Origin of the sequence: Acidovorax sp. Leaf78 (assembly GCF_001422735.1) — a bacterium.
GTDB lineage: Bacteria > Pseudomonadota > Gammaproteobacteria > Burkholderiales > Burkholderiaceae_C > Acidovorax.
The window spans coordinates 1-25,510 of the sequence record NZ_LMLZ01000009.1 but is presented as its reverse complement, the minus strand read 5'-3'; the positions used below and the strand labels follow the sequence as shown (position 1 = coordinate 25,510).

23 protein-coding genes, 2 tRNA genes and 1 pseudogene are annotated in these 25,510 nt (G+C 61.8%); 9 read left to right on the top strand and 17 right to left on the bottom strand.

What is annotated here, in order from left to right; genetic code table 11:
- The first annotated feature begins 123 nt into the window (after window positions 1–123).
- The 9 genes from ASF16_RS25350 to ASF16_RS26695 all read left to right on the top strand — a co-directional run bounded on the left by ASF16_RS25350 (window position 124) and on the right by ASF16_RS26695 (window position 5,874).
- Complete coding sequence (locus tag ASF16_RS25350) at window positions 124–699, top strand: helix-turn-helix domain-containing protein (protein ID WP_162241060.1); 576 nt, start codon at window positions 124–126, stop codon at window positions 697–699.
- A gap of 78 nt (window positions 700–777) precedes the next feature.
- The gene (locus ASF16_RS07820; protein ID WP_056165036.1) at window positions 778–1,422 is read left to right on the top strand and encodes a helix-turn-helix transcriptional regulator; all 645 of its coding nucleotides are present in this window, start codon (window positions 778–780) and stop codon (window positions 1,420–1,422) included.
- Complete coding sequence (locus ASF16_RS26045; protein WP_156371988.1) at window positions 1,419–1,565, top strand: hypothetical protein; 147 nt, start codon at window positions 1,419–1,421, stop codon at window positions 1,563–1,565. The genes ASF16_RS07820 and ASF16_RS26045 overlap by 4 nt, the downstream gene beginning before the upstream one ends.
- A gap of 528 nt (window positions 1,566–2,093) precedes the next feature.
- The gene (locus tag ASF16_RS26040) at window positions 2,094–2,255 is read left to right on the top strand and encodes a hypothetical protein (RefSeq protein WP_156371987.1); all 162 of its coding nucleotides are present in this window, start codon (window positions 2,094–2,096) and stop codon (window positions 2,253–2,255) included.
- Window positions 2,256–2,459: 204 nt separating this feature from the next.
- Window positions 2,460–3,692 carry a phage/plasmid replication protein, II/X family gene (locus ASF16_RS07815; RefSeq protein ID WP_162241059.1) on the top strand — a complete coding sequence of 411 codons (1,233 nt, stop codon included), beginning with the start codon at window positions 2,460–2,462 and terminating at the stop codon, window positions 3,690–3,692.
- Between the two features lie 25 nt (window positions 3,693–3,717).
- Window positions 3,718–4,026, top strand: coding sequence for a hypothetical protein (locus tag ASF16_RS07810; RefSeq protein WP_056165032.1), 309 nt, complete (start codon window positions 3,718–3,720; stop codon window positions 4,024–4,026).
- 118 nt (window positions 4,027–4,144) lie between these two features.
- Window positions 4,145–4,663 (top strand): hypothetical protein, encoded by a 519-nt coding sequence (locus ASF16_RS07805; RefSeq protein WP_056165030.1) that lies wholly within the window; start codon window positions 4,145–4,147, stop codon window positions 4,661–4,663.
- A 9-nt stretch (window positions 4,664–4,672) separates the two neighbouring features.
- A complete protein-coding gene (locus tag ASF16_RS07800; protein WP_056165028.1) occupies window positions 4,673–4,897 on the top strand; it encodes a DUF4224 domain-containing protein in 225 nt (74 codons plus the stop codon).
- 92 nt (window positions 4,898–4,989) lie between these two features.
- Window positions 4,990–5,874 (top strand): tyrosine-type recombinase/integrase, encoded by an 885-nt coding sequence (locus tag ASF16_RS26695; protein WP_235507292.1) that lies wholly within the window; start codon window positions 4,990–4,992, stop codon window positions 5,872–5,874.
- On the opposite strand, the gene ASF16_RS26035 is transcribed toward ASF16_RS26695, so the two are convergent.
- From ASF16_RS26035 to ASF16_RS25345, 17 genes and pseudogenes are all read right to left on the bottom strand, one after another.
- Window positions 5,867–6,517 carry a hypothetical protein gene (locus ASF16_RS26035; RefSeq protein ID WP_156371986.1) on the bottom strand — a complete coding sequence of 217 codons (651 nt, stop codon included), beginning with the start codon at window positions 6,515–6,517 and terminating at the stop codon, window positions 5,867–5,869. The two genes, ASF16_RS26695 and ASF16_RS26035, sit on opposite strands and share 8 nt — an antisense overlap.
- A gap of 487 nt (window positions 6,518–7,004) precedes the next feature.
- Window positions 7,005–7,080: transfer RNA gene (locus ASF16_RS07785), tRNA-Phe, on the bottom strand.
- A 72-nt stretch (window positions 7,081–7,152) separates the two neighbouring features.
- Window positions 7,153–7,833: a response regulator gene (locus ASF16_RS07780; protein ID WP_056165023.1), complete on the bottom strand. Its 681-nt coding sequence runs from the start codon at window positions 7,831–7,833 to the stop codon at window positions 7,153–7,155.
- 41 nt (window positions 7,834–7,874) lie between these two features.
- A complete protein-coding gene (locus ASF16_RS07775) occupies window positions 7,875–10,169 on the bottom strand; it encodes an ATP-binding protein (protein WP_056165022.1) in 2,295 nt (764 codons plus the stop codon).
- Window positions 10,166–10,750: a DUF4390 domain-containing protein gene (locus ASF16_RS07770; protein ID WP_369817127.1), complete on the bottom strand. Its 585-nt coding sequence runs from the start codon at window positions 10,748–10,750 to the stop codon at window positions 10,166–10,168. The genes ASF16_RS07775 and ASF16_RS07770 overlap by 4 nt, the downstream gene beginning before the upstream one ends.
- A 37-nt stretch (window positions 10,751–10,787) precedes the next feature.
- The gene (rsmB, locus tag ASF16_RS07765; RefSeq protein ID WP_056165018.1) at window positions 10,788–12,224 is read right to left on the bottom strand and encodes a 16S rRNA (cytosine(967)-C(5))-methyltransferase RsmB; all 1,437 of its coding nucleotides are present in this window, start codon (window positions 12,222–12,224) and stop codon (window positions 10,788–10,790) included.
- A 24-nt stretch (window positions 12,225–12,248) separates the two neighbouring features.
- Complete coding sequence (locus tag ASF16_RS07760; RefSeq protein WP_056165016.1) at window positions 12,249–12,878, bottom strand: LemA family protein; 630 nt, start codon at window positions 12,876–12,878, stop codon at window positions 12,249–12,251.
- A 189-nt stretch (window positions 12,879–13,067) separates the two neighbouring features.
- Window positions 13,068–17,306, bottom strand: a complete 4,239-nt coding sequence (rpoC, locus tag ASF16_RS07755) for a DNA-directed RNA polymerase subunit beta' (protein WP_056165013.1) — start codon at window positions 17,304–17,306, stop codon at window positions 13,068–13,070.
- A gap of 21 nt (window positions 17,307–17,327) precedes the next feature.
- The gene (gene rpoB / locus ASF16_RS07750; protein ID WP_056165012.1) at window positions 17,328–21,440 is read right to left on the bottom strand and encodes a DNA-directed RNA polymerase subunit beta; all 4,113 of its coding nucleotides are present in this window, start codon (window positions 21,438–21,440) and stop codon (window positions 17,328–17,330) included.
- A 300-nt stretch (window positions 21,441–21,740) separates the two neighbouring features.
- Window positions 21,741–22,118 carry a 50S ribosomal protein L7/L12 gene (rplL, locus tag ASF16_RS07745; protein ID WP_007850046.1) on the bottom strand — a complete coding sequence of 126 codons (378 nt, stop codon included), beginning with the start codon at window positions 22,116–22,118 and terminating at the stop codon, window positions 21,741–21,743.
- A 39-nt stretch (window positions 22,119–22,157) separates the two neighbouring features.
- Window positions 22,158–22,682: a 50S ribosomal protein L10 gene (gene rplJ / locus ASF16_RS07740; protein ID WP_056165010.1), complete on the bottom strand. Its 525-nt coding sequence runs from the start codon at window positions 22,680–22,682 to the stop codon at window positions 22,158–22,160.
- 237 nt (window positions 22,683–22,919) lie between these two features.
- Window positions 22,920–23,618, bottom strand: a complete 699-nt coding sequence (gene rplA / locus ASF16_RS07735) for a 50S ribosomal protein L1 (RefSeq protein ID WP_056165008.1) — start codon at window positions 23,616–23,618, stop codon at window positions 22,920–22,922.
- A gap of 1 nt (window position 23,619) precedes the next feature.
- On the bottom strand, window positions 23,620–24,051 hold the full coding sequence (rplK, locus tag ASF16_RS07730; RefSeq protein ID WP_007850051.1) for a 50S ribosomal protein L11: 432 nt from the start codon (window positions 24,049–24,051) through the stop codon (window positions 23,620–23,622).
- Between the two features lie 186 nt (window positions 24,052–24,237).
- The gene (gene nusG, locus ASF16_RS07725; protein ID WP_056165005.1) at window positions 24,238–24,834 is read right to left on the bottom strand and encodes a transcription termination/antitermination protein NusG; all 597 of its coding nucleotides are present in this window, start codon (window positions 24,832–24,834) and stop codon (window positions 24,238–24,240) included.
- Entirely contained in the window at window positions 24,831–25,217 is a 387-nt protein-coding gene (gene secE, locus ASF16_RS07720; RefSeq protein WP_056165003.1) for a preprotein translocase subunit SecE, read from the bottom strand. Before secE ends, nusG begins: the two co-directional genes overlap by 4 nt.
- A 90-nt stretch (window positions 25,218–25,307) precedes the next feature.
- Window positions 25,308–25,383 (bottom strand) — tRNA-Trp (locus ASF16_RS07715).
- 21 nt (window positions 25,384–25,404) lie between these two features.
- Window positions 25,405–25,510: pseudogene (locus ASF16_RS25345) on the bottom strand (elongation factor Tu); the annotation flags it as partial.

The following is a 25,510-nucleotide window of genomic DNA, read 5'->3' as shown; positions in this document are numbered from 1 at the left end:
CGGGATTGTGCCACGGGAAGGCGCGTGTATCCTCAGGGCTCCAGCTATTTGTAGATGCTTGATCGGCGATAGTCAGGTCAGTTCATCCATCTAGCCTCAACTCCCCACAATGAAGGTCGCCAAGTGTCATTGGACAAGTCTGCCGCGCCAACTGAAAAGCTAGTTCTCTATCCAGAACTTGTTCAGGCCCGAGAAAAGCTTGGTCTTACGCAGGCCCAACTCGCCAGCGAGAGCGGGGTTTCACTGTCAGCAATAAAAAGCTACGAAATCGGCCGCACATTTCCTGGGGCTCGGGAAATTCGCCAGCTCTGCAAAGTGCTGAAACTCACGCCAAACAAGCTGCTGTTTGGGGTTGATGACCCATTCAGTTCACAGCAGGTGGGTGACGCAGCACGGTTTCCCGGACTCACGCCAACCGAGGTGCATCGCTGGCGCATGAGATTCCTGATAGACCACCTCTCCGCAGAAGAATGTGCATCTTTCTATTTCCTGATGAGTGCGCTGGTGCGCTCCCGCAGGGGCGCGAACGACCTTGATGCAACGGAGGAGGAAGCGGATTTGTTTGCGGGCGTGGAGTTGCTGGGTAAAGGCCAGACGGACATTGAACTTTTCCGAGTCATTACGAAAGACCCAGAGAAGGCCAGACAGGTCTCCGATGCACTCAAAGCCGCCGCTGCCCAGGCAAAAAGTGTCAATTAAATAAAGTTTGACGTTTTCGAAACCTTGTCTTAAAGTGTCAATTACGGTGATTTTGCCGTTTTTGACACCAAGGTTTCTATGTCAGCACTTCGCAAGGGCGTCACGCCCGACCAGCTACACCAAGCATCTAAAGACCTCAACTTAACCGTTGCGGCAATTGCAGAGGGCACGGGCCTTTCGAGGGCCTACATCAGCGAGTTCCGCAGCGGGAAACGCAACTTCAAGCCCTCAGAACAAGCCCTGCTCCGCAGCTACCTCGAAGCTGAATACGCAGAACAGGGCTATGACTTTCCCGAAGAGCACGAAGCCAGTGACCAGGAGCTGCTGAATGGTCTGGGAGGCATGGTTCAGCGCATCAATCGCCCAGCCATTCTGCTGTCCGAGGACGTGCCAAAGGCCCAAGCAGAAAAGCTCGTTGACTTGATTGAGGCCAATCGACTCAAGGTCAATGGCATTCTCGATGAGGCGTTTGAAACGGGCGGCTTCCTGGGCGGCGAGTTCTCGCCCGCCACAGAGAACGCTATTCGCGAAACTTTTGCACTTCTTGCCCTGAACTACGTGGCAATCTTGATGCTGCAGGGCCGCAATATTGCTCGTCAGGTCCCTGAGGGCTTCACTCCCAAGACCATGGGCGACTGGCTTTCGAGCTACCTGTCCACCTCCCCTCTCGCCGCGCTTCTGCCCGCCGACGAATCGGCCACAGCCGACCAGGAGGCCGCATGAGCACGTTCACCACCCCCGTTTCCATGCTCGCATCCAAGGGCTCTGGCGCAGCACTCGCTGCAGGCGTGATCGGACTGCTTTTGATGCTCGCGCTTGCGTCCAAGAGCGATCCGACAGCACGCAATCAGACCACCGGACGGTGATTTTGATGCGGTCAGAACCGTCAGAACCCAGTTCTGATGCGGGTTGCGGACCTGTTGCGTCTGCGGCGGTCGCGCAGACAGCAGAGGGCACCGACTGGCCTGGGCACAACGACTGCGGCCGACGCGCGCACAGCAGCCAGGTGGCCCCCTTCAATGCCGAACAGGGGGCCTTCGCATCCACCCGCCCTGCCCTGACGTGGCGCCACAAGGCGCCGACCGGGGCACCCGCTTGCACGCCAGTGCATGCGGGGGGGGAGGGAACCACGTCCGCCAGTGCGGTGGATCGGGCAGACGGCGGCGGGTGGATCGCCAGGGCCACGCTACCTGATGGCAGGTGCAAGCGCTTCCGCCAGCTGCAGTGCTTCGACGGCTATGTGTCCGTCTGGCGCGCTGCCGGTTTTCTCCTGACCTGGCAGAACCCCCGCACGGTGTTCATCACGCGCGGTGGGCTCGACGCAGGGCCACAGCGCCCCGCCGCAGACCCGGCCCAGGTCACCCCATCAACACCTCACACAGAGGCTCTGAATCATGGTCAAACTCGATTTGGGCGTTGCCAAGCTCGATTGGTACGTGCTCTCCAGCCCTTCGGCCAACACTGGCCCTTTCTCGTTCTCCATCGACCACGAGGGCATCTTCCTGTTCATCAAGCCCGTGCAACTCGCGCTGCTGTGGCCCTGGGTGAAGGTATGAGCCAGAAGCCCGCACAGCCCACCTTCGCCTGGTGGACCACCCCCGCCACCCGCGCATTGCATCGTGCGCCCACACAGCCCACCACGGGCCTGCATCGCCGTCCGTTTTCTGGCGCTAGGGCCGCACCTCAACACCCCAAGGAGGCTACCCGTGCAACGGCACAAATTTTCCCCTTCACGGGCAGTAACACCCCGTATGAGTCTCATGAGTGAGACAGCAGCCAGCGAAGCGCAGCAGCTCATGGGACTCGATACGGTACGGATCAAAAGCCCTTACATGGCGAAGAACATCGTGGACAAAGTGACCGCTCAGGGGGTGAGCTATCGGCAAATCCACAACGAAACCGGCGAAAAGCTGTGGGAGGTGACACGCACAAGCCTCCAGGCATCGCATGACGCTCGAATCATGGTGAAGCCGATGTACGAGGACTTTGTGGTGTCCAAAAGCGGCAAACCAGAGCTGCACCCGAGCCCGCCCTATTTGATCGTGGAGTGCTCGATACCCAAGGCCATGCACGGCCAAAACATCTACGGGGTGATCGAGAACATGCAAACGGCCTGCGAGAGCCTGCGGGCTTTGCTGGAAAGCCTCCTAGGGGTGGCTCTGCCCCATACGCGCAATTGGACAGTGCAGCGCGTGGACTGGGCCGAGTCCTTTCAGCTGCCCGATCAGGCCGTGCAGGAGTTCTTCGAGGGCATCTACCACGTGGCCTTCCCACGCCGGAAGATGCAGAAATACGGAAACGAATCGATCTTCGTACCGGGCACCACCACCACGATCAAGCTGTACCACAAGGGCCGCGAGTTCGAGAAGAACGACCGTAAGCGCCTGGCCTGGGTGCTGCGCAACATCTTCCACGAAAACAGACCACGTGACGCCGCGCCTGATTGGGCCCAGCGACAGGCCTACCGCAAGGTTGCAGCTCTCCAGCGCCTGGCAAACAACCGACTACGCGCTGAGGTCGAAGTGCACGCGGAAAAGCTCGATTACGACTTCGGCCACAAACCCAAGGTCCATGAGGTCACAACCGAGTATCTGCAGGCTGTCTTCGACAAGGAGATGGCTCGCCTTCTGCGTGAGGGCCGCGAGGGTGTGACTGTGGTCCGCACAAGTCTGGCGGTTCGTGATCGCCTGGAAGCCCGTTTCTCGCCCGAACTGGCGGGGCTGCTGCATGGCTTCTGGTTGGGCCTTGCCACCCACGGCGAAGACGACATGAAGACACGCAGCACTCGCGCCACCTTCTACCGCCGCCGCAAACAGCTTGTCGATGCAGGTGTGTCCTGGCTCGCCACCGACATGCAACTCATCGAGCGTCAGGGGCAAATGCTGCCCGCGGACTTCTCCCCCGTTCGTGCAAACGCCAGGCGCTGTACCAGCCTGGTGCGCGAAAGACCCGCCTTCGACTACCGAAGCGGACTACTCCAACTGGCCGCGTAAGGCCCTCTCCCCAAAGGAAAACATCATGAGCGAAACCGTTCTCGTACTGCGTGCCGATCGGTACGAATTCACCAGTGAAAAAACCGGCGAAATCATCAAGGGCGCCAACGTCTACTTCATCAGCGATACCCAGGTCGAAACACCCAACGCGGTCGGCGACAAGCCGATGAAGGTTGCCATCAGCGACGAGGTGTTCAACGACATCAAGCACTACGGCGCACCGGCCATCTACGACATCACGACCAAGACCAGGCCGGGAAAAGATGGCACAGCTACCGTGACGCTGGTGAAAGCCAAGTTCCAGCAGCCATTCAAGCTGCCCGAGTCGGAATAAAAAAAGCGCTCACGTGCAGCAACACATGAGCGCCCACCGAACCACAAAACCCTATCCGTGATCGGCCCTAGCAGCTTACTCCATGTAGGCCGCCAGAGGCCATGAATCGAGGTTCCCCATGTTCTTTCACGCCCCCCAGAGTGTCTACGGTATCGATTGCTTCCGCATGTTTATGGACGAAATCGGCGGGGACGCGGTAACTGTGAGCCGATACCTCGGCGTTCATGAAAACACTGTCCGCCGTTGGCTGCGAGAGGCGACGCCTGTCCCTCGGGAAGCTGTCTTGGCTTTGTTCTGGGAGTCTAAGTGGGGGCGCTCCCACATCTTCACCGACCAGGTGAACGAAATCCGCCTGCTGTATCGGCAAGTCTGCATCCTGCAAGACCAGTACCAGAAGGCCAAAGACATCGTCACGGGGCTGCGAGCCATGCATGCAGGTTCCGCGAATGAACCACTTTTTGAAGAGCTGCCCGACCTTGTCCGCTGGCAAGAGCCAACATTCGGCACCGAGGCCGCCCTGCCTTTGTCTGCCGATCCTTCGCCACCCCTGCAGGACGCCCAACCGGCCCCAGTTTCCACTCGCGCCGCTCAGGCCATGCAGGCACTGGACCGCGCCCGCGCTGCCGCCCATCGCTGAGGGGTTGTTGTGGAGTCCCCCCTCTTTCTCACTGCCGATGAACTCAGCACGCTCACGGGCTTCAAGTCGCCCGCCCGCCAGGTGGAATGGCTGCGCACCAAGGGCTGGCGCTTTGAGGTCAACGGCAATCGCCGGGCCATCGTGGCGCGCAAATACGCCGAAAAGATGCTGGGTTGCGGTGTGCCCGAGGCCCAGACCTATCAGCCGAACTTCGGCGCAATGCAGGGGGCGTGATGGGGCGTCGTAGGCAGTCCAATTTCGATGATCCCCCGCGATTTCACCGCAAGGGCAACGTCTGGTATCACGTCAGCGGCACCCTGCCCCGCGTGTGGACCAAGCTCTCCAACGACCGCGCCGAAGCACTACGCCTCTGGGCCCAACGTGAGGGGGTGCGAGAGGACGAATCCACGCGGCTTTTCTCGGTGGTGGCCAGGCGGTACGTGCGCGAGGTATTCCCCACCAAGAGCGTGCAGACCAGGCGCGACAACGACAAGGAACTCGCCAACCTGCTGCGCGTGTTCGGTCATATGCCCATTGAGGCCATCGCCCCTATGCACATCCGCCAGTACATGGACCTGCGCGGCCAGGTGGCAAAGGTGCGCGCCAACCGCGAGAAGGCCCTGTTCTCGCACATCTTCAACAAGGCTAGGGAATGGGGCTTCACCACCGCGCAGAACCCCTGCCAGGGCGTGAAGGGCTTCAAGGAAACGGGGCGCTCCCGCTATGTCACCGACGAGGAATTCGACCGCGTGCGGGCCAACGCGCATTGCACTGTGGTGGATGCCATGGACATTGCCTTGCTCACCGGCCAGCGGCCCGCCGATGTGCTCAAGATCAAGCGCACCGACATTCGGGATGGGGCCTTGTGGATCGTGCAGAACAAGACCGGGGCACGCCTGGGCATCGAGATCACGGGTGAACTGGCGGCTGTCATCGACAGGATCAACCAGCGGCCCAGGAAGGCCATCAGCGCGTTTCTGATTCAGGACGAGAACGGCCAGCCGCTCAGCCAAGGGGCGCTGCGCTCACGCTTTGACAAGGCCCGCACGCTGGCGAAAGTGGATTTTCAGTTTCGAGACATTCGGGCGAAGGCTGCGACCGACACCGGCGACCTTGCGCACTCGCAGAAGCTGCTAGCGCACAAGAATCGGGAGATGACTGAGCACTATGTTCGAACGCGGATGGGCGAACGCATCAAACCACTCAGATGAACAGCGAGGGCAAGTCAGGATAAGCAGCCAACCCGGTGTACGACAGACCAAAGGCCTCTGAATTTTTCACCTCTACGCCCCGCTCCCGCAAAAAGCTAGCGATGAAGTCTCGCTTGTGCGCCGGCGCCCTAGGATCAATGAACGCTGCGCTGATAAAACCGTTTGGCGTGGGCGCCAAGTAGTGCTTCAGATTCGTTTCATCAACGCGTGGCAAAGCAGCGCTGTTTATTTGCTTAAGACCCGACAGGATCTCCAAAGACCCCTTGGCTGCCTCCCGCACGCGGTTCCGCTCTTCATCGAGTCCGGACAGCAGCGAAGGCTCCCATCCGAACCGCAATGCCACTCGAACTTCAGCCTCGTATTCGAATGCTTTGTGTTTTAGAACTGAAGGCTCCAGAAAGCCAGTCCATTGGGATGATCTATTTCGGCGTTTAGAGCCCAATTTTTCAAGCGAAAAATTTGTGTCCTTCACGATACGGCGAGCCAGCCGGGTTCGTCGGGCCAAGCGCTTCAAGAGATGCTGCAAATCTTCGTAGCGCGCGGGCAACACTTCTGCGTCGCACAAAAATGCAGTCTGTTCAAGCTCTGCTTCTGCAGTTTTGAAGTAAAAGCGAGTCCATTGCTCGGCCAGTCCAGTGCGCAAAGTTCTTGAAGCTTACCCACCGTCGTTTGCGCCTTGACTGAAGCTTGATCGGGTGAGTACATCGCCCACATCGCGTGCGATTCTGGGTTTTTTGACCAGCAGGACACAAACCTGCAATGTCGTTCCTCATGAACCATCTTTGCTGCCGAGGCCTCATCGTGCGCTCCAAACCCCCCGCATCCCTGGCCCGTTGCTGACGCATAGAGCGTCCTCACAAGGCGATCTACCCCTTCGTTGTGATCTGGGTAAGTGCTCACCCTAGTCATCCAAAGCCGCCGCTCACTCAACGTTTGCGCGAGTGAAAAAAAATCGGTTATGCGGTACAGGGGAGTCGACGGTTCCAGAGTCGATTTCTGTCTAATCAGCTTGAGGAAAAGACGAGCCAAGTTGACTTCAATTTCTTCGTTAGTCATGACGAATTGTAGAAATCTAATGCCGGATGTAGAAACGCCCCAGAACCCTTTAGGGCGCTGGGGCGCATAAACACTGGTGGCCTGGGGCGGAATCGAACCACCGACACAAGGATTTTCAATCCTCTGCTCTACCGACTGAGCTACCGGGCCTGAGCCTCAAATTATAACCAGAAAAAAATGGCTTTCTGGCGATGAACGGAAATTTTTGACGATGCCTGAAGATCAACCGCGCTTGCCGCGGCCCAGGTCCACGCCCAGCTGCCGCAGCTTGCGGTACAGGTGGGTGCGTTCCAGGCCGGTCTTTTCGGCCACGCGGGTCATGGAGCCGCCTTCGCGGGCCAGGTGGAATTCGAAGTAGGCCTTCTCGAAGCCGTCACGCGCTTCGCGCAGGGGGCGGTCGAGGTCGAAGCCCTGGTGGGCGTGGGGGCCGGCGTCCACACCGGCCATCACGGTCGACACGGCGGGGAGCTGGGCGAAGGTGGGGTCTGCCGGGGGCTGGACGGGTGCCTGGGCGGCGGCGGGTGCAGCCTGGTGGGCGGCGTTGCGGGCCAGGCCCTGCTCCACTGCCTTGAGCAGCTTTTGCAGGGTGATGGGCTTTTCCAGGAAGGAGAAGGCACCGATGCGGGTGGCTTCGACCGCGGTGTCGATGGTGGCGTGGCCGCTCATCATGATCACGGGCATGGTCAGCACGCCGGCGGTGGCCCATTCCTTGAGCAGGGAGACGCCGTCGGTGTCGGGCATCCAGATGTCGAGCAGCACGAGGTCGTAGCTGTTCCCGGCCCGGGCGCTGCGCGCCTGGGTGGCGTTTTCTGCAAGGTCTACGCTGTGACCTTCGTCGTTCAGGATTTCCGACAGCAGATCACGAATGCCGAGCTCATCGTCGACCACCAGAATGTTTGCCATGTGTGTAGAAACGCCTTGGGAAGTACTGCGGGGCGGTGTTGTTATGCCGCCAACGCTGGTTCAGGGGCGAATGATAACGACACTTGGGCCCCGCGCACCACGCCATCTTCGGTGCGGTTGGACAGGTCGATGCGTGCGCCGTGCTCGTCGGCGATCTTTTTGACCACGGCCAGACCCAGGCCGGTGCCGCGTGGTTTGGTGGTGACGTAGGGCTCGAAAGCGCGCTGCAGGATGTGCGCCGGAAAGCCGCCGCCACTGTCTGCCACGGTGAGCCGCACGCGGCGTGAAGACTCACTCCAGCGGGTGCTGATGCGCACCGGCGGCAGCGGTTCGGTGGCCGTGGCGCCGGCCTGCTCGGTGGAGTCCTGGGCGTTTTGCAAGAGGTTGTGGACGACCTGGCGCAGCTGCTGCGCATCGCCCGCTATCGAGGGGCAACGGGGGTCCAGCTCGGCCTCCACGCGGACGGTGGCGTTCTCTTCGCCATAGAGATTCAGCACGTCGGTCACCAGCGCATTGATGTCCAGCAATTGCAGCTCTGCTGCCGGCAAGCGGGCGTAGTCGCGAAACTCGTTGACCAGCCGCTTCATCGCATCGACCTGGTCCACGATGGTCTTGACGGACTTGGTCACCACTGCTTGCTCGGGGCCTTGCAGCTTGCCGGCCAGCTTCATTTCCAGGCGTTCGGCAGACAGCTGGATGGGCGTCAAAGGGTTCTTGATCTCGTGCGCGAGGCGGCGCGCCACCTCGCCCCAGGCCTGCGCACGTTGTGCAGAAACAATCTCTGAAATGTCGTCAAAAACCAACAGTCGCGCGGAATCGGGCAGTTCAGCGCCCCGCGCGACCAGGCTGGTGGCGTGCTGCCCCACGCCGATGGACGACGCATGCAGCTCGAACGGTTGCTGCCAGTGGTCAAGCCCGTGCCGCTCGTTATCGCCCAGAAAGGCGTCGAAGTGGCCTTGGATTGCCGCTGCGAATTCGGACAGGCCGGGTACTTCTGCCAGCGCCCGCCCTTCGTACGCTGCCATGGGCGCGCGCAGGATGCGCGTTGCGCCGGGGTTGGACGAGCGGATGACGCCCTGATCGTCCAGCACGATGACGCCGGCGGTGAGGTTGTCGAGGATGGTCTGCAGGTTGGCCCGCGAGGCATCGACCTCGCCCATGCTCAGCTCCACAGCGTGGCGGGCGTCTGCGAGCTGCTGGGTCATGAGCGCAAACGACCGTGTGAGGCCGCCCAGCTCGTCTTTGCCCTGCAGCGCGGCCTTGGGGCTCAGGTTGCCTGCGGCCACCTCGCGCACGCCTTCGGCCAGCACCAACAGGGGCCGCACGAGTTGATTGCCCAGCAGCACGGCCAGCAGCACCGCGCCGAACACGGCCAGAAACAGGCTCAAGGTGAGCGTGCCGACGTACATGCGCCGCAGGCCGCCGCGTGACAGGGCACGCTCCTGGTATTCGCGGTTGGCCTCTTGCACGGCGATGGCGTTGGCCACCAGGGCGGCGGGCAGCGGCAATGTGGCCTGCAGATAGCGCGGCTCGGCCAGCAGGCCCACGCTGGGGTTGCTGACAAGGGCCAGCACCTTCACGCGGGCGTTCTGGGCTGCGGCGGGGTCGGAGATGTCGTCCAGCCCCTCGATCTGGGCGCTGGCGCGTTGCTGGCGTACGGTGCGCAACAGCGACACGCTGGGGCGCTCGGGGTTGAGGCTGAAGCGGGACTGCCCTGCGCTGGCCACGGCCTGGCCTGCAGCGTTCCACAGCACCACGTCGGTCGCGCCCAGCTGGTCGCGAATGCGCTCCAGCACCAGGCCTGCGGCGGCGTCTGGCACCTGGGCCACCTGTGTGCCGGCATTGCGTGTCTTGGAGGCCATGTCGGTGGCCAGCGAGTCGAGCGACACGCGCGCCAGGTTGACGCCGGCGGACAGCGCCCCTTCCACCTTCACGTCGAACCAGCTTTCGATCGACCGGGTGACGAATTGGTAGGACACCACGTAGATCAGCAGCCCCGGCATCAGCCCCACCAGCGCAAAGATGGCGGCCAGCTTGACCAGCAGGCGGCTGCCGAAGCGTCCCTTGCGCAGCCGCATGGACAGGCGCGCAGCAACCCAGACCAGCACGGCCAGCAGCAGCAGTGCCACCAGCACGTTCACGCCGAAGAGCCAGGCGTAGTTGCGCTCGTACAGGGCGCGGTTGTTGGTGGCCAGCGTCAGCAGAAACAGCAGCACCAGCCCGATGGCGGACATGATGGCCGCGCCCACCCCCACCGCCCACCGCACCGCGCGGGATTGCCGGGCCGCCGCGTGGGCAGAGGCCGAGCCGGGGGTACTGACAGGATCCGGGCTCACTTGGCAGGCTCTAGGGCACCGACGCGCTGGCTGCGCGATACCAGGAGGTTCCAGCCCGAGCGGCCCACGGTGCCGATCTGGAACGGACGGGGCAGCTGGGAGGTGTCGAGCCTGAACCTGAAATGCACGGTGTGAACGGTATCGGCGTCCATGACGTCGCCTTCGGCGATTTTCCAGCGTGAAAAGCGCTGTATGGCGGCCATCGCGTCGTCATATTCATCAAACGTCTGGCCCAGTACCACGCCAAGCCCGCTGTTGGTGAAAGGCACTGGCGATATGTTGAGGCGCCACCGCCGGGTGAGCGGCTGGTAACTTAGTCGCAGATACCGGGTTGTTTCCGCCACTTGCCGGTCGTACCAGTACCAGCGGTCTCGGGTGACCTGGGCTTCGGCCACGAAGTACATGGGGATGCCTTTGTAGAGCGCATCCTCGGCCAGCTCGGGCAGCAGGACTTGCAGGTTGGCGCTGAGGTACAGGCCGTCTTCCGTGCGATCCAGCCGCAGGTCCCCCACTTCAGGGACAGCGGAAGGGGCCGCTACCGAGACGGATGCCAGGAAGCAGCAGCTCCACAACACCAACAGAACGCTGCAAAGCAGGCTCCAACGAGTCCATTGCGACTCATTGCGGCGATTTCTGCAACAGTGCGTAAAAAAATCCGTCGTGATCACCCAACTGATTGTCCGGGACAGTTCCGGGCTTGTCCGCTTTACCGGGAATTAAATGGCCGGGTGACGGCAGCAATTGCGCATCGGTGTTGTGCGCAAGAAACGTTTGGACCTGCCCCTCTCCCTCGGCGCGGAACACCGAGCAGGTGCAGTACAGCAACCGCCCGCCGGGGCGCACCAGCGGCCACAACGCGGCCAGCAGCCGTGCCTGCAGAACGGCCAGCTGGGCGATGTCGCTCTCGCGGCGCAGCCACCGCACGTCAGGGTGGCGCCGCACGATGCCGGATGCCGTGCACGGAGCGTCGAGCAAGATGGCGTCGAAAAGCGCGCCACCGCACTGCTGCTGCCACCAGTCCTCGGGGCGGGCCGCGTCGGCCACCACCACCTGGGCTTGCAGACCCAGCCGCTGCAGGGTTTCGCCGATCCGGGCGCTGCGCAGCGGGTCGATCTCCAGGGCCGTCACCTGCAAAGGGGCGCCGGCGCCGGCCATCTCGAGCAGGTGGGCCGTCTTTCCGCCCGGTGCGGCGCAGGCGTCTAGCACCCGCAGCGGCTGCGACAGATCCAAGCCATCGAGCAGCAGCGGTGCGGCCAGCTGCGCAGCAGCGTCTTGTACAGAGACGTGGCCATCGGCGAAGCCTGGCAAGGCCTGCACCGGCACTGCCTGGCGCAATTCCAGCCCCGACGCACCAACAGGCTCAGAATCAAAATTGATAGCATCTAGCGCTTTCTGGTAGAGCGGTAGCGTGCTTTTTTGTGCATTGACCCGCAGCGTCATGGGCGCGTGGGTGTTGTTGGCGCGCAAGATCTGCTCCCAATGCGCCGGGTGGTCCTTGCGCAAGCGGGCGATCCACCAGGCGGGGTGGTTCCACCGCGCCAAGGGGTCGGCGTCGGTGCCCTGCACCAGGGCGTCGCGCTCGCGCAGGAACCTGCGCAGGCAGCCGTTGATGAAGGACGACTGCGCGCGCGTACCGGCGTGGCGCTTGGCGGCCTCGACCGCCTGGTTCACCAGGGTGAAGGGCTCGTACGGCGACTCCTCCGGGTTCCAGCACAACGCCAGGGCTGTGCAGAGCAAGGCATCTGCAGCGGGGGGCGGCGTGCGCGGCACCATGGCACGGCGCAGGGCCTCGGCCCGGCCGGCTTGGCGCAGCACCTGGAACAGCAGGGCCTGCACGCCCGGGCGCAACACTGCCTCGACAGCGGCCAGCGCCGCGGTGCCGGACTGCCCGGCGCGGATGGCCTGCAGCGCGCCAGCCACGGCCAGCAGTTGCTGCCACAGCGCGACGGCTTGCGGCTTTTGGCCTGGCGGGCCGCCACGGCCCGTGGCGGAAGACCCTGCGCCCGGGGGCTGCGCGGCTGGGGGCGTATTGCCCCGGGATGGTGAGGAGCTCATGGGGGTCCTTCGGTGCGCGGGCGGCTACAGCCCGCGTGCCGCTTTGAAGCCAAACGCCCAGGCCAGCAGGTTGGCTGGAAACTGGACGATGGCTTCGTTGTACTGCACCACAGCGTCATTGAAGACGGCAATGGCCTGATCGTTCTGCTGCACATGGTCGCCCCAGCGCACCGACCAGAACAGCGAGGGCGACAACACCTCCGCCAGCGGGGCACTGTTGTGCTCCTCGCCCTCATTGGCTGGCGCTGCGGCAGGTAGCGCAGCCGCAGGCACCGTGACCACGGCAGCTTCTTGCGCCTTGCGCAGCGCGCCAGGCCAGCTGGCGTGCAGCACGTCGCGCGCAGCGGCCAGCGCGGCCATCGCATCGGGCCGCAGGGGCCGGGCCCTGGCCACGGCCAGCGACGCGCTCAACTGGGTGGTGGCGCCCTGCAGCGCCGCCATCTCCTGGTGTGCAGACAGTTCAGCGTCGTTCTGTTGCACCGAGCAAGCCGCGTTGAACTCCCCCAGTAGCGCCACCTGGCGCACCATGTGGGCGTCGAAGCTGCCGAACGACTGCACGACAGCCGATCGCAACCGCATCAGCCGGTTGTAGGCACCCAGCGCCCAGAACAGAGCGATGGCGATGACGATCCAGAAAAGAGGCGATGACCACATGCACAGATGCCGGCAGCGCGGACTTGGCGCGCACGGCCCGAAGAAGGGGTGAACGAAACAACGAATTGAATGAAAAACGCTCCCGGCCTGCCTGGGACAGGACGGGAGCGTTTCAAAGACAGCCTGGGGGCTGAAGGCCACGGTGAACCCGTCTTTCGCGCATGGCGAAGAACGGGTTCAGCCTTGGCCTCAATCGGCCGTGTTGTCGCTGGCAGCCACGGTGGCGCTGCCTTCGACGTCCGCCGTATCCGCCTGCGCTTCCATTTCGGCAGCTTCGGCGTCGGCGATGGCACGGCGCTCTGCGTCGTCCATGGCGTCCTTGGCCTTGCGTGCCTGGTGGTAGGCCATGCCGGTACCGGCAGGGATCAGGCGACCCACGATCACGTTTTCCTTCAGGCCACGCAGTTCGTCGCGCTTGCCCATGATGGCAGCCTCGGTGAGCACGCGGGTCGTTTCCTGGAAGGAAGCCGCCGAGATGAACGAGTCGGTCGACAGCGATGCCTTCGTGATACCCAGCAGCAGGTTGCTGTAGGTCGCGGCGATCTTGCCTTCGGACTGCAGTGCATCGTTGGTGTTCAGGATCTCGGAGCGCTCGACCTGTTCACCGGCAATGTAGTTCGACTCGCCGGTGTTCTCGACCACGACACGGCGCAGCATCTGGCGAACGATCACCTCGATGTGCTTGTCGTTGATCTTCACGCCCTGCAAGCGGTACACGTCCTGCACTTCATCCACGATGTAGCGCGACAGCTCTTCGATACCCAGCAGGCGCAGGATGTCTTGCGGGTCGGCCGGGCCGTCCACAATCGATTCGCCCTTGTTCACCACCTGGCCTTCGTGCACCAGGATGTTCTTTTCCTTGGGCACGAGTTCTTCGAACACGTGGCCTTCAGGATCGGTGATCTGCAAGCGGACCTTGCCCTTGGTTTCCTTGCCGAACGACACGGTACCGGTCATTTCGGCCAGCGTGCCCTTGTCCTTCGGAGTACGGGCTTCGAACAGCTCGGCCACGCGGGGCAGACCGCCGGTAATGTCGCGGGTCTTCTGACCTTCGACCGGGATACGGGCCAGCACCTCGCCGGGGCCCACGTCCTGGCCGTCGCGCACCTGGATCAGAGCGCCGACCTGGAAGCCGATGGTCACCGAGTGGTCGGTGCCAGGGATCTTCACTTCGTTGCCCTGCGCGTCGATCAGCTTCACCTGAGGACGAACGACCTTGGCAGCGCCGCGGCGCTTGGGGTCGATCACCACCAGCGTGGACAGGCCGGTCACTTCGTCGACCTGCTTGGCCACCGTGAGACCTTCTTCGACGTTCTCGAACTTGGTTTGACCGGCGAACTCGGTGATGATGGGTCGCGTCAGCGGGTCCCAGTTGGCCAGGATGGTACCGGCCTTGATGGTCTGGTCGGCCTTGACCGTCAGCGTCGCGCCGTAAGGCACCTTGTGGCGTTCGCGCTCGCGGCCATGCTCGTCGTGGATGATGATTTCACCCGAACGCGCAATGACGACCAGCTCGCCCTTGGTATTGCTCACGTAGCGCATCGTGGCGTTGAAGCCGATCACGCCGTTGGACTTGGCTTCCACGCTCGACGCGATGGCTGCACGCGATGCCGCACCACCGATGTGGAACGTGCGCATGGTCAGCTGCGTGCCGGGTTCGCCGATGGACTGGGCAGCGATCACACCCACGGCTTCGCCGAGGTTGATCAGGCCGCCACGGCCCAAGTCGCGTCCGTAGCACTTGGCGCACAGGCCGTAGCGGGTTTCGCAGGTCAGTGCAGTGCGTACCTTCACTTCGTCCACGCCAGCCGCTTCCATCTCTTCGATGATGTCTTCTTCCAGCATCACGCCGGCAGGCACCAGCACCGAGCGGTTCTCGGGGTGCAGAACGTCTTCGGCAGCGGTACGGCCCAGGATACGGTCGCGCAGCGATTCGATCACTTCACCGCCTTCGACGATGGCGCGCATCAGCGAGCCATTGAAGGTGCCGCAATCTTCCTCGGTCACGACCAGATCCTGCGTCACGTCCACCAGGCGGCGCGTCAGGTAGCCAGAGTTGGCCGTCTTCAGCGCCGTGTCGGCCAGACCCTTACGGGCACCGTGGGTGGAGATGAAGTACTCCAGCACGTTCAGACCTTCGCGGAAGTTCGCGGTGATGGGCGTCTCGATGATCGAGCCGTCAGGCTTGGCCATCAGACCCCGCATACCGGCCACCTGGCGAATCTGCGCAGCAGAACCCCGGGCGCCCGAGTCGGCCATCATGTAGATGGAGTTGAAGGACTCCTGGTCCACTTCGTTGCCGTGGCGGTCGATGACCTTTTGCTTGGACAGCTGGGCCATCATGACCTTGGACACTTCGTCGCCGGCCTTGCCCCAGATGTCCACCACCTTGTTGTAGCGCTCGCCAGAGGTGACCAGACCGGACACGTACTGCTGTTCGATCTCTTTCACTTCCTTCTCGGAGCGCTCGATGATGCCGGCCTTTTGTGGAGGCACGAGCATGTCGTCGATGGCGATCGAGATACCGGCGCGCGTGGCCAGACGGAAGCCGTTTTGCAGCAGCTTGTCGGCGAACACGACCGTTTCCTTCAGACCGCACTTGCGGAATGAGACGTTGATCAGGCGCGAGATTTCCTTCTTCTTGAGCGCCTTGTTCATGTTGGAGAACGGCAGGCCCTTGGGAAGAATCTCGGACAGCAGTGCACGGCCGGCGGTGGTTTCCACGAGCGAGGTGGACGGAACGAATTCGCCCGTTTCCTTGTTCTTGGTCCACTCGGTCATGCGCACCGTGATCTTGGCGGCGAGTTCGACTTCGCCGGCGTCCAGAGCACGCTGCACTTCACCGGTGTCGGCGAACACCAGGCCTTCGCCCTTGCCGTTGATACGGTCACGGGTGGCGTAGTACAGGCCCAGCACCACGTCCTGCGAAGGAACGATGGAGGGCTCGCCCGATGCAGGGAACAGCACGTTGTTGGAGGCCAGCATCAGCGTGCGGGCTTCCATCTGCGCTTCCACCGACAGCGGGACGTGGACGGCCATCTGGTCACCGTCGAAGTCGGCGTTGAAGGCCGCGCAGACGAGGGGGTGCAGCTGGATGGCCTTGCCTTCGATCAGGATGGGCTCGAAGGCCTGGATACCCAGACGGTGCAGCGTAGGCGCACGGTTGAGCATCACGGGGTGTTCCTTGATGACCTCTTCCAGGATGTCCCACACCACCGGCGTGCCGGATTCGACTTCCTTCTTGGCAGCCTTGATCGTCGTCGCGATGCCCATGGCTTCCAGGCGCGAGAAGATGAAGGGCTTGAACAGCTCCAGAGCCATCAGCTTGGGCAGGCCGCACTGGTGCAGCTTGAGCGTTGGGCCCACGGTGATCACGGAACGGCCCGAGTAGTCCACCCGCTTGCCCAGCAAGTTCTGGCGGAAACGGCCCGACTTGCCCTTGATCATGTCGGCCAGCGACTTCAGCGCGCGCTTGTTGGCGCCTGTCATGGCCTTGCCACGGCGGCCGTTGTCCAGCAGCGAGTCGACGGCTTCCTGCAGCATCCGCTTTTCGTTGCGGGCGATGATTTCAGGGGCCTTCAGCTCCAGCAGGCGGCGCAGACGCGAGTTGCGGTTGATGACGCGGCGGTACAGATCGTTCAGGTCGGACGTGGCGAAGCGGCCACCATCGAGCGGCACCAGCGGACGCAGGTCCGGTGGCAACACGGGCAGCACTTCGAGCACCATCCACTCGGGCTTGATGCCCGACTTCTTGAATGCTTCCAGCACCTTCAGGCGCTTGGCGTTCTTCTTGACCTTGACTTCGGAGCCGGTCAGGTCGCCGCGCAGGCGTTCGATCGACAGGTCGATGTCGATGGATTCCAGCAGGTCCTTGATGCCTTCGGCGCCCATCTTGGCAATGAATTCGTCGCCGTATTCCTTGCGCTTGGCGTCGTAGTCGTCCTCGGACATGATGCTGAACTTCTTCAGCGGGGTCATGCCGGGGTCGGTCACCACGTAGGCTTCAAAGTACAGCACGCGCTCGATGTCGCGCAGCGTCATGTCGAGCACCAGGCCCAGACGCGATGGCAGCGACTTCAGGAACCAGATGTGAGCGCAAGGCGCGGCCAGGTCGATGTGGCCCATGCGTTCGCGGCGCACCTTGGTCTGCGTGACTTCAACGCCGCACTTCTCGCAGATCACGCCACGGTGCTTCAAACGCTTGTACTTGCCGCACAGGCATTCGTAGTCCTTGATGGGGCCGAAGATTTTGGCGCAGAACAGGCCGTCGCGCTCGGGCTTGAACGTGCGGTAGTTGATGGTTTCGGGCTTCTTCACTTCGCCGAAAGACCACGAACGGATCTTCTCGGGCGAAGCCATGCCGATGCGGATGGCATCGAAGTGCTCATCCGGCGTGAATTGCTTGAACAGGTCGAGTAGCGATTTCATAGTGACTCTTTCCTTTTCTGCTTAGGAGCGTTCCAGCTCGATGTCCAGGCCCAGCGAACGGATTTCCTTGACCAGCACGTTGAACGATTCCGGCATGCCGGCTTCGATCGCGTGTTCGCCCTTGACGATGGATTCGTACACCTTGGTACGGCCCACCACGTCGTCGGACTTCACCGTCAGCATTTCCTGCAGCACGTAGGCGGCGCCGTAAGCTTCCAGCGCCCACACTTCCATTTCCCCGAAACGCTGGCCACCGAACTGCGCCTTGCCGCCCAGCGGTTGCTGCGTGACGAGCGAGTAAGGACCGGTCGAGCGGGCATGCATCTTGTCGTCCACCAAATGGTGCAGCTTCAGGTAGTGCATGTAGCCGATGGTCGTCGGACGCTCGAAGCGTTCGCCGGTGCGGCCGTCGAACAGGTACGCCTGGGTGCGCGTGGACGTGAGGCCCTTGCGCTCGGCGATGTCGTCCGGATAGGCGATCTTCAGCATGTCCTTGATTTCTTCTTCCGAAGCACCATCGAACACGGGAGTGGCATACGGCACGCCATTGGTGAGGTTGACGGCCATGGCGACGAGGTCTTCATCGCTCAGCTGCGACAGGTCCTCGGTACGGCCACGGGAGTTGTAGACCTCTTCCATGAACTTGCGCAGTTCCGACGCCTTGGCCTCTTCCTGCAGCATGTTGCCGATGCGCTGGCCAATTCCCTTGCCGGCCCAGCCCAGGTGGACTTCCAGCACCTGACCGATGTTCATCCGCGAAGGCACGCCCAGCGGGTTCAGAACGATGTCGGCAGGGGTGCCGTCGGCCATGTAAGGCATGTCTTCGACCGGAACGATCTTGGAAACCACACCCTTGTTACCGTGGCGGCCGGCCATCTTGTCACCAGGCTGCAGGCGGCGCTTGACGGCCAGGTACACCTTGACCATCTTGAGCACGCCAGCGGGCAGCTCGTCGCCTTGCGTGAGCTTCTTGCGCTTTTCTTCGAAGGCCAGGTCGAAGCTGTGGCGCGTCTGCTCCAGAGCGTTCTTGATGGACTCGAGTTGCGTGGCGACTTCGTCTTCCGCAGGGCGGATGTCGAACCAGTGGAACTTCTCGACGGAGGCCAGGTAGGCCTTGTCGATCTTGGTGCCCTTGGACAGCTTTTGCGGGCCGCCGTTGGCCACGCGGTTGTTCAGCAGCTTCTCGATACGGTCGAAGGCGTCGGCCTCGACGATGCGCAGCTGGTCGTTCAGGTCCAGGCGGAAGCGCTTGAGTTCATCGTCGATGATCTGCTGGGCGCGCTTGTCGCGCTGGATGCCTTCGCGGGTGAACACCTGCACGTCGATCACGGTGCCCGACGAGCCCTGGTCCACGCGCAGCGAGGTGTCCTTCACGTCGGAAGCCTTCTCGCCGAAGATGGCGCGCAGGAGCTTCTCTTCAGGCGTGAGGGTGGTCTCACCCTTGGGCGTGACCTTGCCCACCAGCGTATCGCCGGGTTGCACTTCGGCGCCCACGTAGATGATGCCGGACTCGTCCAGGCGGTTCAGTTGCTGCTCCGACAGGTTCGGAATGTCGCGCGTGATTTCTTCGGCGCCCAGCTTCGTGTCGCGGGCCATGACCACCAGTTCCTCGATGTGGATCGAGGTGTAGCGGTCTTCGGCCACCACGCGTTCGGAGATCAGGATCGAATCTTCGAAGTTGTAGCCGTTCCAGGGCATGAACGCGATCAGCATGTTCTGGCCGATGGCGATTTCGCCGAAGTCCGTCGATGCGCCGTCGGCGATCACGTCACCCTTGACCAGCTTGTCGCCCTTTTGGACGATGGGACGCTGGTGGATGTTGGTGTTCTGGTTGGAACGCTGGTACTTGATGAGGTTGTAGATGTCCACACCCACTTCACCGGCCACGGCTTCCTCGTCGTTCACGCGCACCACGATGCGGGTCGCGTCGACATAGTCGACGATACCGCCGCGGGTGGCCGTGACCACGGTGCCCGAGTCCACAGCCGCCACGCGCTCGATGCCCGTGCCCACCAGAGGCTTTTCAGGACGCAGCACAGGCACGGCCTGGCGCGACATGTTGGCGCCCATCAGCGCGCGGTTCGCATCGTCGTGCTCCAGGAACGGAACCAGCGATGCTGCCACCGACACGATCTGCGCGGGAGACACGTCCATGTACTGCACGCGGTCTGCGCCGCACAGGATGGATTCACCCTTTTCACGGGCAGAGACCAGGTCACCCGTCAAGCGGCCGTCCTTGTCGAGCACGGCGTTGGCCTGCGCGATCACGTACTTGCCTTCTTCGATGGCCGACAGGTAGTCGATCTCGTTCGTCACCTTGCCGTCCACCACGCGGCGGTACGGGGTTTCGATGAAACCGTACTCGTTCAGGCGGGCGTACAGGGCCAGAGAGTTGATCAGGCCGATGTTCGGGCCTTCAGGCGTTTCGATAGGGCAGACGCGGCCGTAATGGGTCACGTGCACGTCACGCACTTCGAAGCCGGCACGTTCGCGGGTCAGACCGCCTGGGCCCAGTGCGGAAACACGGCGCTTGTGCGTGATTTCTGCCAGCGGGTTGGTCTGGTCCATGAACTGCGACAGCTGCGAAGCACCGAAGAATTCCTTCAGGGCGGCCGAGATCGGCTTGCTGTTGATCAGGTCGTGCGGCATCAGCGGCTCTTGCTCGGCCTGGCCCAGACGCTCCTTCACAGCCTTTTCGATACGTGCCAGACCCGTGCGGTACTGGTTTTCGGCCAGTTCGCCCACACAGCGCACGCGGCGGTTGCCCAGGTGATCGATGTCATCGACTTCGCCGTTGCCGTTGCGCAGGTCCACCAGAATCTTGACCACGGCCAGGATGTCTTCGTTGGACAGCACCATGGGGCCGGTGGATTCGTCGCGGCCGATCTTGGCGTTGAACTTCATGCGGCCCACGCGCGACAGGTCGTACGTGTCGGGGTTGTAGAACAGGCGCTGGAACAGGGCCTGCACTGCGTCTTCCGTTGGCGGCTCGCCAGGGCGCATCATGCGGTAGATGGCCACGCGGGCGGCAAACTCGTCCACCGTTTCGTCGATGCGCAGCGTCTGCGAGATGTAGGCGCCCTGGTCGAGTTCGTTGGTGTAGATGACCTGCAGGTCCTGCACGCCGGCCGAGCGCAGCTTCTTGAGCAGTGCTTCGGTCAGTTCGTCATTTGCCTTGGCAATGATTTCGCCGGTGTCCGCATCCACGATGTTGCGGGCCACGACGCGGCCGATCAGGAAGTCTTCGGGCACGCTGATGTGCGTGGTGCCGGATTGCTCCAGTTCGCGGGTGTGACGGGCCGTCACGCGCTTGTCCTTGGCAACGACGACCGCGCCGGACTTGTCGGTGATGTCGAAACGGGCCACTTCGCCACGCAGGCGTTCGGAGACGAACTCCATCTGCGCGCCGCTGTCCATCAGGCGGAAGTTGTCGTTGACGAAGAAGTTCGCCAGGATCGATTCCGGGTTCAGGCCGATGGCCTTGAGCAGGATCGTGACCGGCATCTTGCGGCGACGGTCCACGCGGAAGTACAGGATGTCCTTCGGATCGAATTCGAAGTCCAGCCACGAGCCGCGGTAAGGGATGATGCGCGCCGAGAACAGCAGCTTGCCCGAGCTGTGCGTCTTGCCCTTGTCGTGTTCGAAGAACACGCCTGGCGAGCGGTGCAGCTGGGAGACGATCACGCGCTCGGTACCGTTGATGATGAACGAGCCCTTGTCGGTCATCAAAGGCACTTCGCCCATGTAGACCTCTTGCTCCTTCACTTCCTTGACCACCTTGGACTGCGATGTCGAAGACTCGCGGTCATAGATGATCAGCTGGACCTTGGCACGCACGGCCGAGGCGAAGGTCAGACCACGGGTCTGGCATTCGCGCACGTCGAAGGCAGGCTTGGCCAGGTTGTACTCGATAAATTTCATCTCCACAAAACCGTTGTGGGAGACGATGGGGAAGGCGGCGTCGAACGCAGCCTGCAGGCCTTCTATGGTGCGTTTCTGCGGTGCTTTATCTGCCTGCAGGAATGCGGTGTATGCGTCCTTCTGCATCTGCAGCAGATAAGGAACTTCGAGCACGCTATCGCGGGTGCCGAAGCTCTTGCGGATTCGCTTGCGTTCGGTGTAGGAATAGGCCATGAGATCTCCGGGCAAAGACGTGAGTCCTGGGTCTTCGACGACTGACCCGCATGGAGAGGTTTCCGTGCGGGCTTGGCGGTTGGCCACTACCAACCATGGCGGACGGTGATGCGTTGCACATCACCCGAACCAAGGCATCTTCTGCTGTCGGGATTGACAGAAGACACTTGAAAACCGGTTGGGCCTGTCCGTCGGCCTGGGGCCAGCGGCAACCGGGCCCAACCGGTTTTCAAGTGCGCTCTGAAAGCACCAAAGGCTGGAGGCCCGCGAGGAGCACTCCAGCCCTTGAAGGGGACTGAATTACTTCAGTTCAGCCTTGGCACCGGCTTCCACCAGCTTCTTGACTGCTGCTTCGGCGTCAGCCTTGGCAATAGCTTCCTTGACGTTCTTTGGAGCGCCGTCCACCAGGTCCTTGGCTTCCTTGAGGCCCAGGCCGGTGATTTCGCGCACTGCCTTGATGACGGACACCTTGTTGGCGCCGGCTTCGAGCAGCACAACGTTGAATTCCGTCTTCTCTTCAGCAGCTGCAGCAGCACCGCCGCCACCGCCGGCAGCAGGTGCAGCCATGGCTGCAGCGCTCACGCCAAACTTCTCTTCAATGGCCTTCACCAGGTCATTGAGTTCCAGAACCGTCATGCTGTCCAGAGCGGTCAAAAATGCGTCTTTATCGAATGCCATTTTTATTTCCTAACAATTAGTTGGTTGTCTGCCGGGCTATCAAGCCGCAACAGGTTCGGCGGCCGTTTCGGCAGCGCCTTCGCCTTTTTTCGCCGCCAGTGCGCCCAGCACAACGGCCGTACGCGACATGGGGGACATAAGCAAGCCACAAATCTGAGCCAACAGAACTTCCTTGGAAGGAATGTTAGCCAGTTGCTTAACGCCGTTGACATCCAGGGCCTTGCCACCGAAAGCGCCACCGCGAATCACCAGCTTGTCGTTGGTTTTCGCGAAATCGGCCACCACCTTGGCGGCGGCCACAGCGTCTTCGGAGAAGCCATAGATGAGCGGGCCGGTCATCTGGTCTGCCACCACGTCAAATGCGCTACCTGCCACAGCACGGCGAGCCAGGGTGTTCTTCAGAACACTCAGGGTCACGCCCTTGCTGCGAGCATCAACACGCAGTTTGGTCATGTCGGCGACCGTGATGCCACGGTATTCCGCGATCACAAGCGTTTGAGCTTTAGCGGCGAGGCTGGTCACTTCACTGATGACCGCTTCTTTCTCACTGCGATTAAGACTCAAGGTCTACTCCTTAAAATGCGCACTCGGCGGTTGCCTCATGCGCGCTCTTGTTGCAGCGACCAACTGTTCTGGAAAATTCCATCTGCAGCGGGATCGCCATCTGCGTTGGTGCCTTGTCTGGCTTTAAGCGCGACCGGATCGCGCACCAACGGTCTTGGATGGCCTGTGGCTACCGAAGCAGCCCCAGCCCACCACATCGGACCTGCCCGTGAAGGCCTGCCCGAAGATTTCTTGCAATTACGCTGCAGTGATGGTCTGCGTGTCCACGCGGACACCCAGGCCCATCGTGGAAGACACTGCCACCTTGCGCAGGTAGACACCCTTGCTGGTTGCAGGCTTGGCCTTCGTCAGGGCGTCGATCAGTGCAGCCAGGTTGCCTTGCAGCTTGTCGTTGTCGAACGAGCGACGGCCGATCGTGCTGTGCACGATGCCTGCCTTGTCGACGCGGAACTGCACTTGACCTGCCTTGGCGTTCTTCACAGCCGTAGCGACGTCAGGCGTCACGGTGCCCACCTTGGGGTTAGGCATCAGGCCACGTGGGCCCAGGATCTGGCCCAGCGTACCCACGACGCGCATGGCGTCAGGGGCGGCGATCACCACGTCGAAAGGCATGTCGCCGGCCTTGACCATCGCGGCCAAGTCGTCCATACCCACGATGTCGGCGCCAGCAGCCTTGGCTTCTTCAGCCTTGGCACCTTGGGCGAACACGGCCACGCGGGTCGTCTTGCCGGTACCGTTGGGCAGCACTACGGCGCCGCGAACGACTTGGTCGGACTTCTTGGCATCGATGCCAAGCTGAACAGCGACGTCGATGGATTCGTCGAACTTGGCCGTAGCGGCTTCCTTCACGATCACGACTGCGTCAGCGAAGGCGTACAGCTTCGTGCTCTCAACCTTGCCTTGCAGGGCTTTTTGCTTCTTAGTCAGCTTGGCCATTTTACAAACCCTCCACCGTCACGCCCATCGAGCGTGCAGAGCCGGCCAGCGTGCGCACAGCGGCGTCGACGTTGGCAGCGTTCATGTCTTTCATCTTGGTCTTGGCGATCTCTTCGAGCTGTTCGCGCGTGATCTTGCCGACCTTTGTCTTCAATGGGTTCGAAGAACCCTTGTCGAGCTTGATGGCCTTCTTGATCAGAGTCGTCGCAGGCGGCGTCTTGATGATGAAGGTGAAGCTCTTGTCTGCGAAAGCCGTGATGACCACGGGCAATGGCAGGCCTGGCTCAACGCCCTGGGTCTGCGCATTGAATGCCTTGCAGAACTCCATGATGTTGAGGCCACGCTGACCCAGTGCTGGGCCGATAGGTGGGGATGGGTTGGCCTTACCAGCTGGAACTTGCAGCTTGATAAAACCGACGATTTTCTTCGCCATGTTTTACTCCTTGCGGGTGATGACGCCATCCGCTGCACCATGCAGCATCGGCTCCCCGGGGTTAAGACTCTCTCCTGACGATCCCGCACCGAGTCGAAAGCGCGGGATCCAAATTTGATGGTGTGCCTGCCTTGGCAACACACCGGGGACCACGAAGGTCCTGCCAAAAGACTCAGGTCTTTTGACTCAGGTCTTTTCGACCTGGCCGAATTCCAGCTCCACAGGCGTGGAACGGCCGAAGATCATCACCGAGACGCGCACACGGCTCTTCTCGTAGTTGACTTCTTCGACGGAGCCATTGAAGTCCGTGAAAGGACCTTCCTTGACGCGCACCAGTTCGCCCACCATGAATTCGACCTTGTGGCGCGGCTTCTCCGTGCCTTCCTGCATCTGGCTGACGATCTTTTGCACTTCCTCTTCGGAAATGGGCGCAGGACGGTTCTTGGCACCACCCACGAAACCCGTCACCTTACTGGTGTGTTTCACCAGATGCCAGGTGTCGTCGTCCATGATCATTTCGACGAACACGTAGCCGGGGAACAAGCGACGCTCGGTCGTCTTGCGCTGGCCGTTCTTCATCTCCACGACTTCTTCCGTGGGCACCAGAATGCGACCGAACTTGGTCTCCATGCCCGAGCGCGCGATGCGCTCCTGGATGTTGCGTTCCACTGCCTTTTCCATGCCCGAGTAGGCATGCACGATGTACCAGCGCAGGTCTGGGTTGGCGGAAGCAGAAGCGCCAGAAGGAGCCTCAGCTCCAGTGATTTCCGTAGCGCTCGTCATGACTTTCTCCATCCCAAAATCAAGTCGTACAAGACCCATTCCAGCGTCTTGTCGGTGAACCACAGGAAAAGCGCCATGATCACCACAAAGGCGAACACATACGCGGTCATCTGCAAGGTTTCCTTGCGGGTCGGCCAGACGACCTTCTTGACCTCACGCCAGGCGTCCTGGGCAAAAGCGATGAACTGACGACCTGGCTCAGAAATCAGGAATACCGCCACGGCAGCGATCAATCCGACGATCAATGCAGCCCACTGGACGTATACGCCTTGCTTGCTCAGCAAATAGAAACCAGCCACCGACGCGATGACCAAAGCCACCACTGCCGCGAGCTTGGCTTTGTCAGCGCCTGTGTTGACGGTTTCAACCTGTGAAGTGGCCATGTTTGAATAATTCCTGCTACGAGTCTCGGCGCCACTTAAGACACCGAAGCCCGCCAGGGCCTGGCGGGCTTGTTGGAGGCCACTGTCAAGTGGCAGGGGCAGTAGGAATCGAACCTACAACCTTTGGTTTTGGAGACCAACGCTCTGCCAATTGAGCTATACCCCTGTATCTTCTGCCTTGCTTGAATTACGCAAGGATCTTGGCCACGACGCCAGCGCCCACGGTGCGGCCGCCTTCGCGGATAGCGAAGCGCAGACCTTCTTCCATGGCGATGGGGTTGATCAGCTTCACA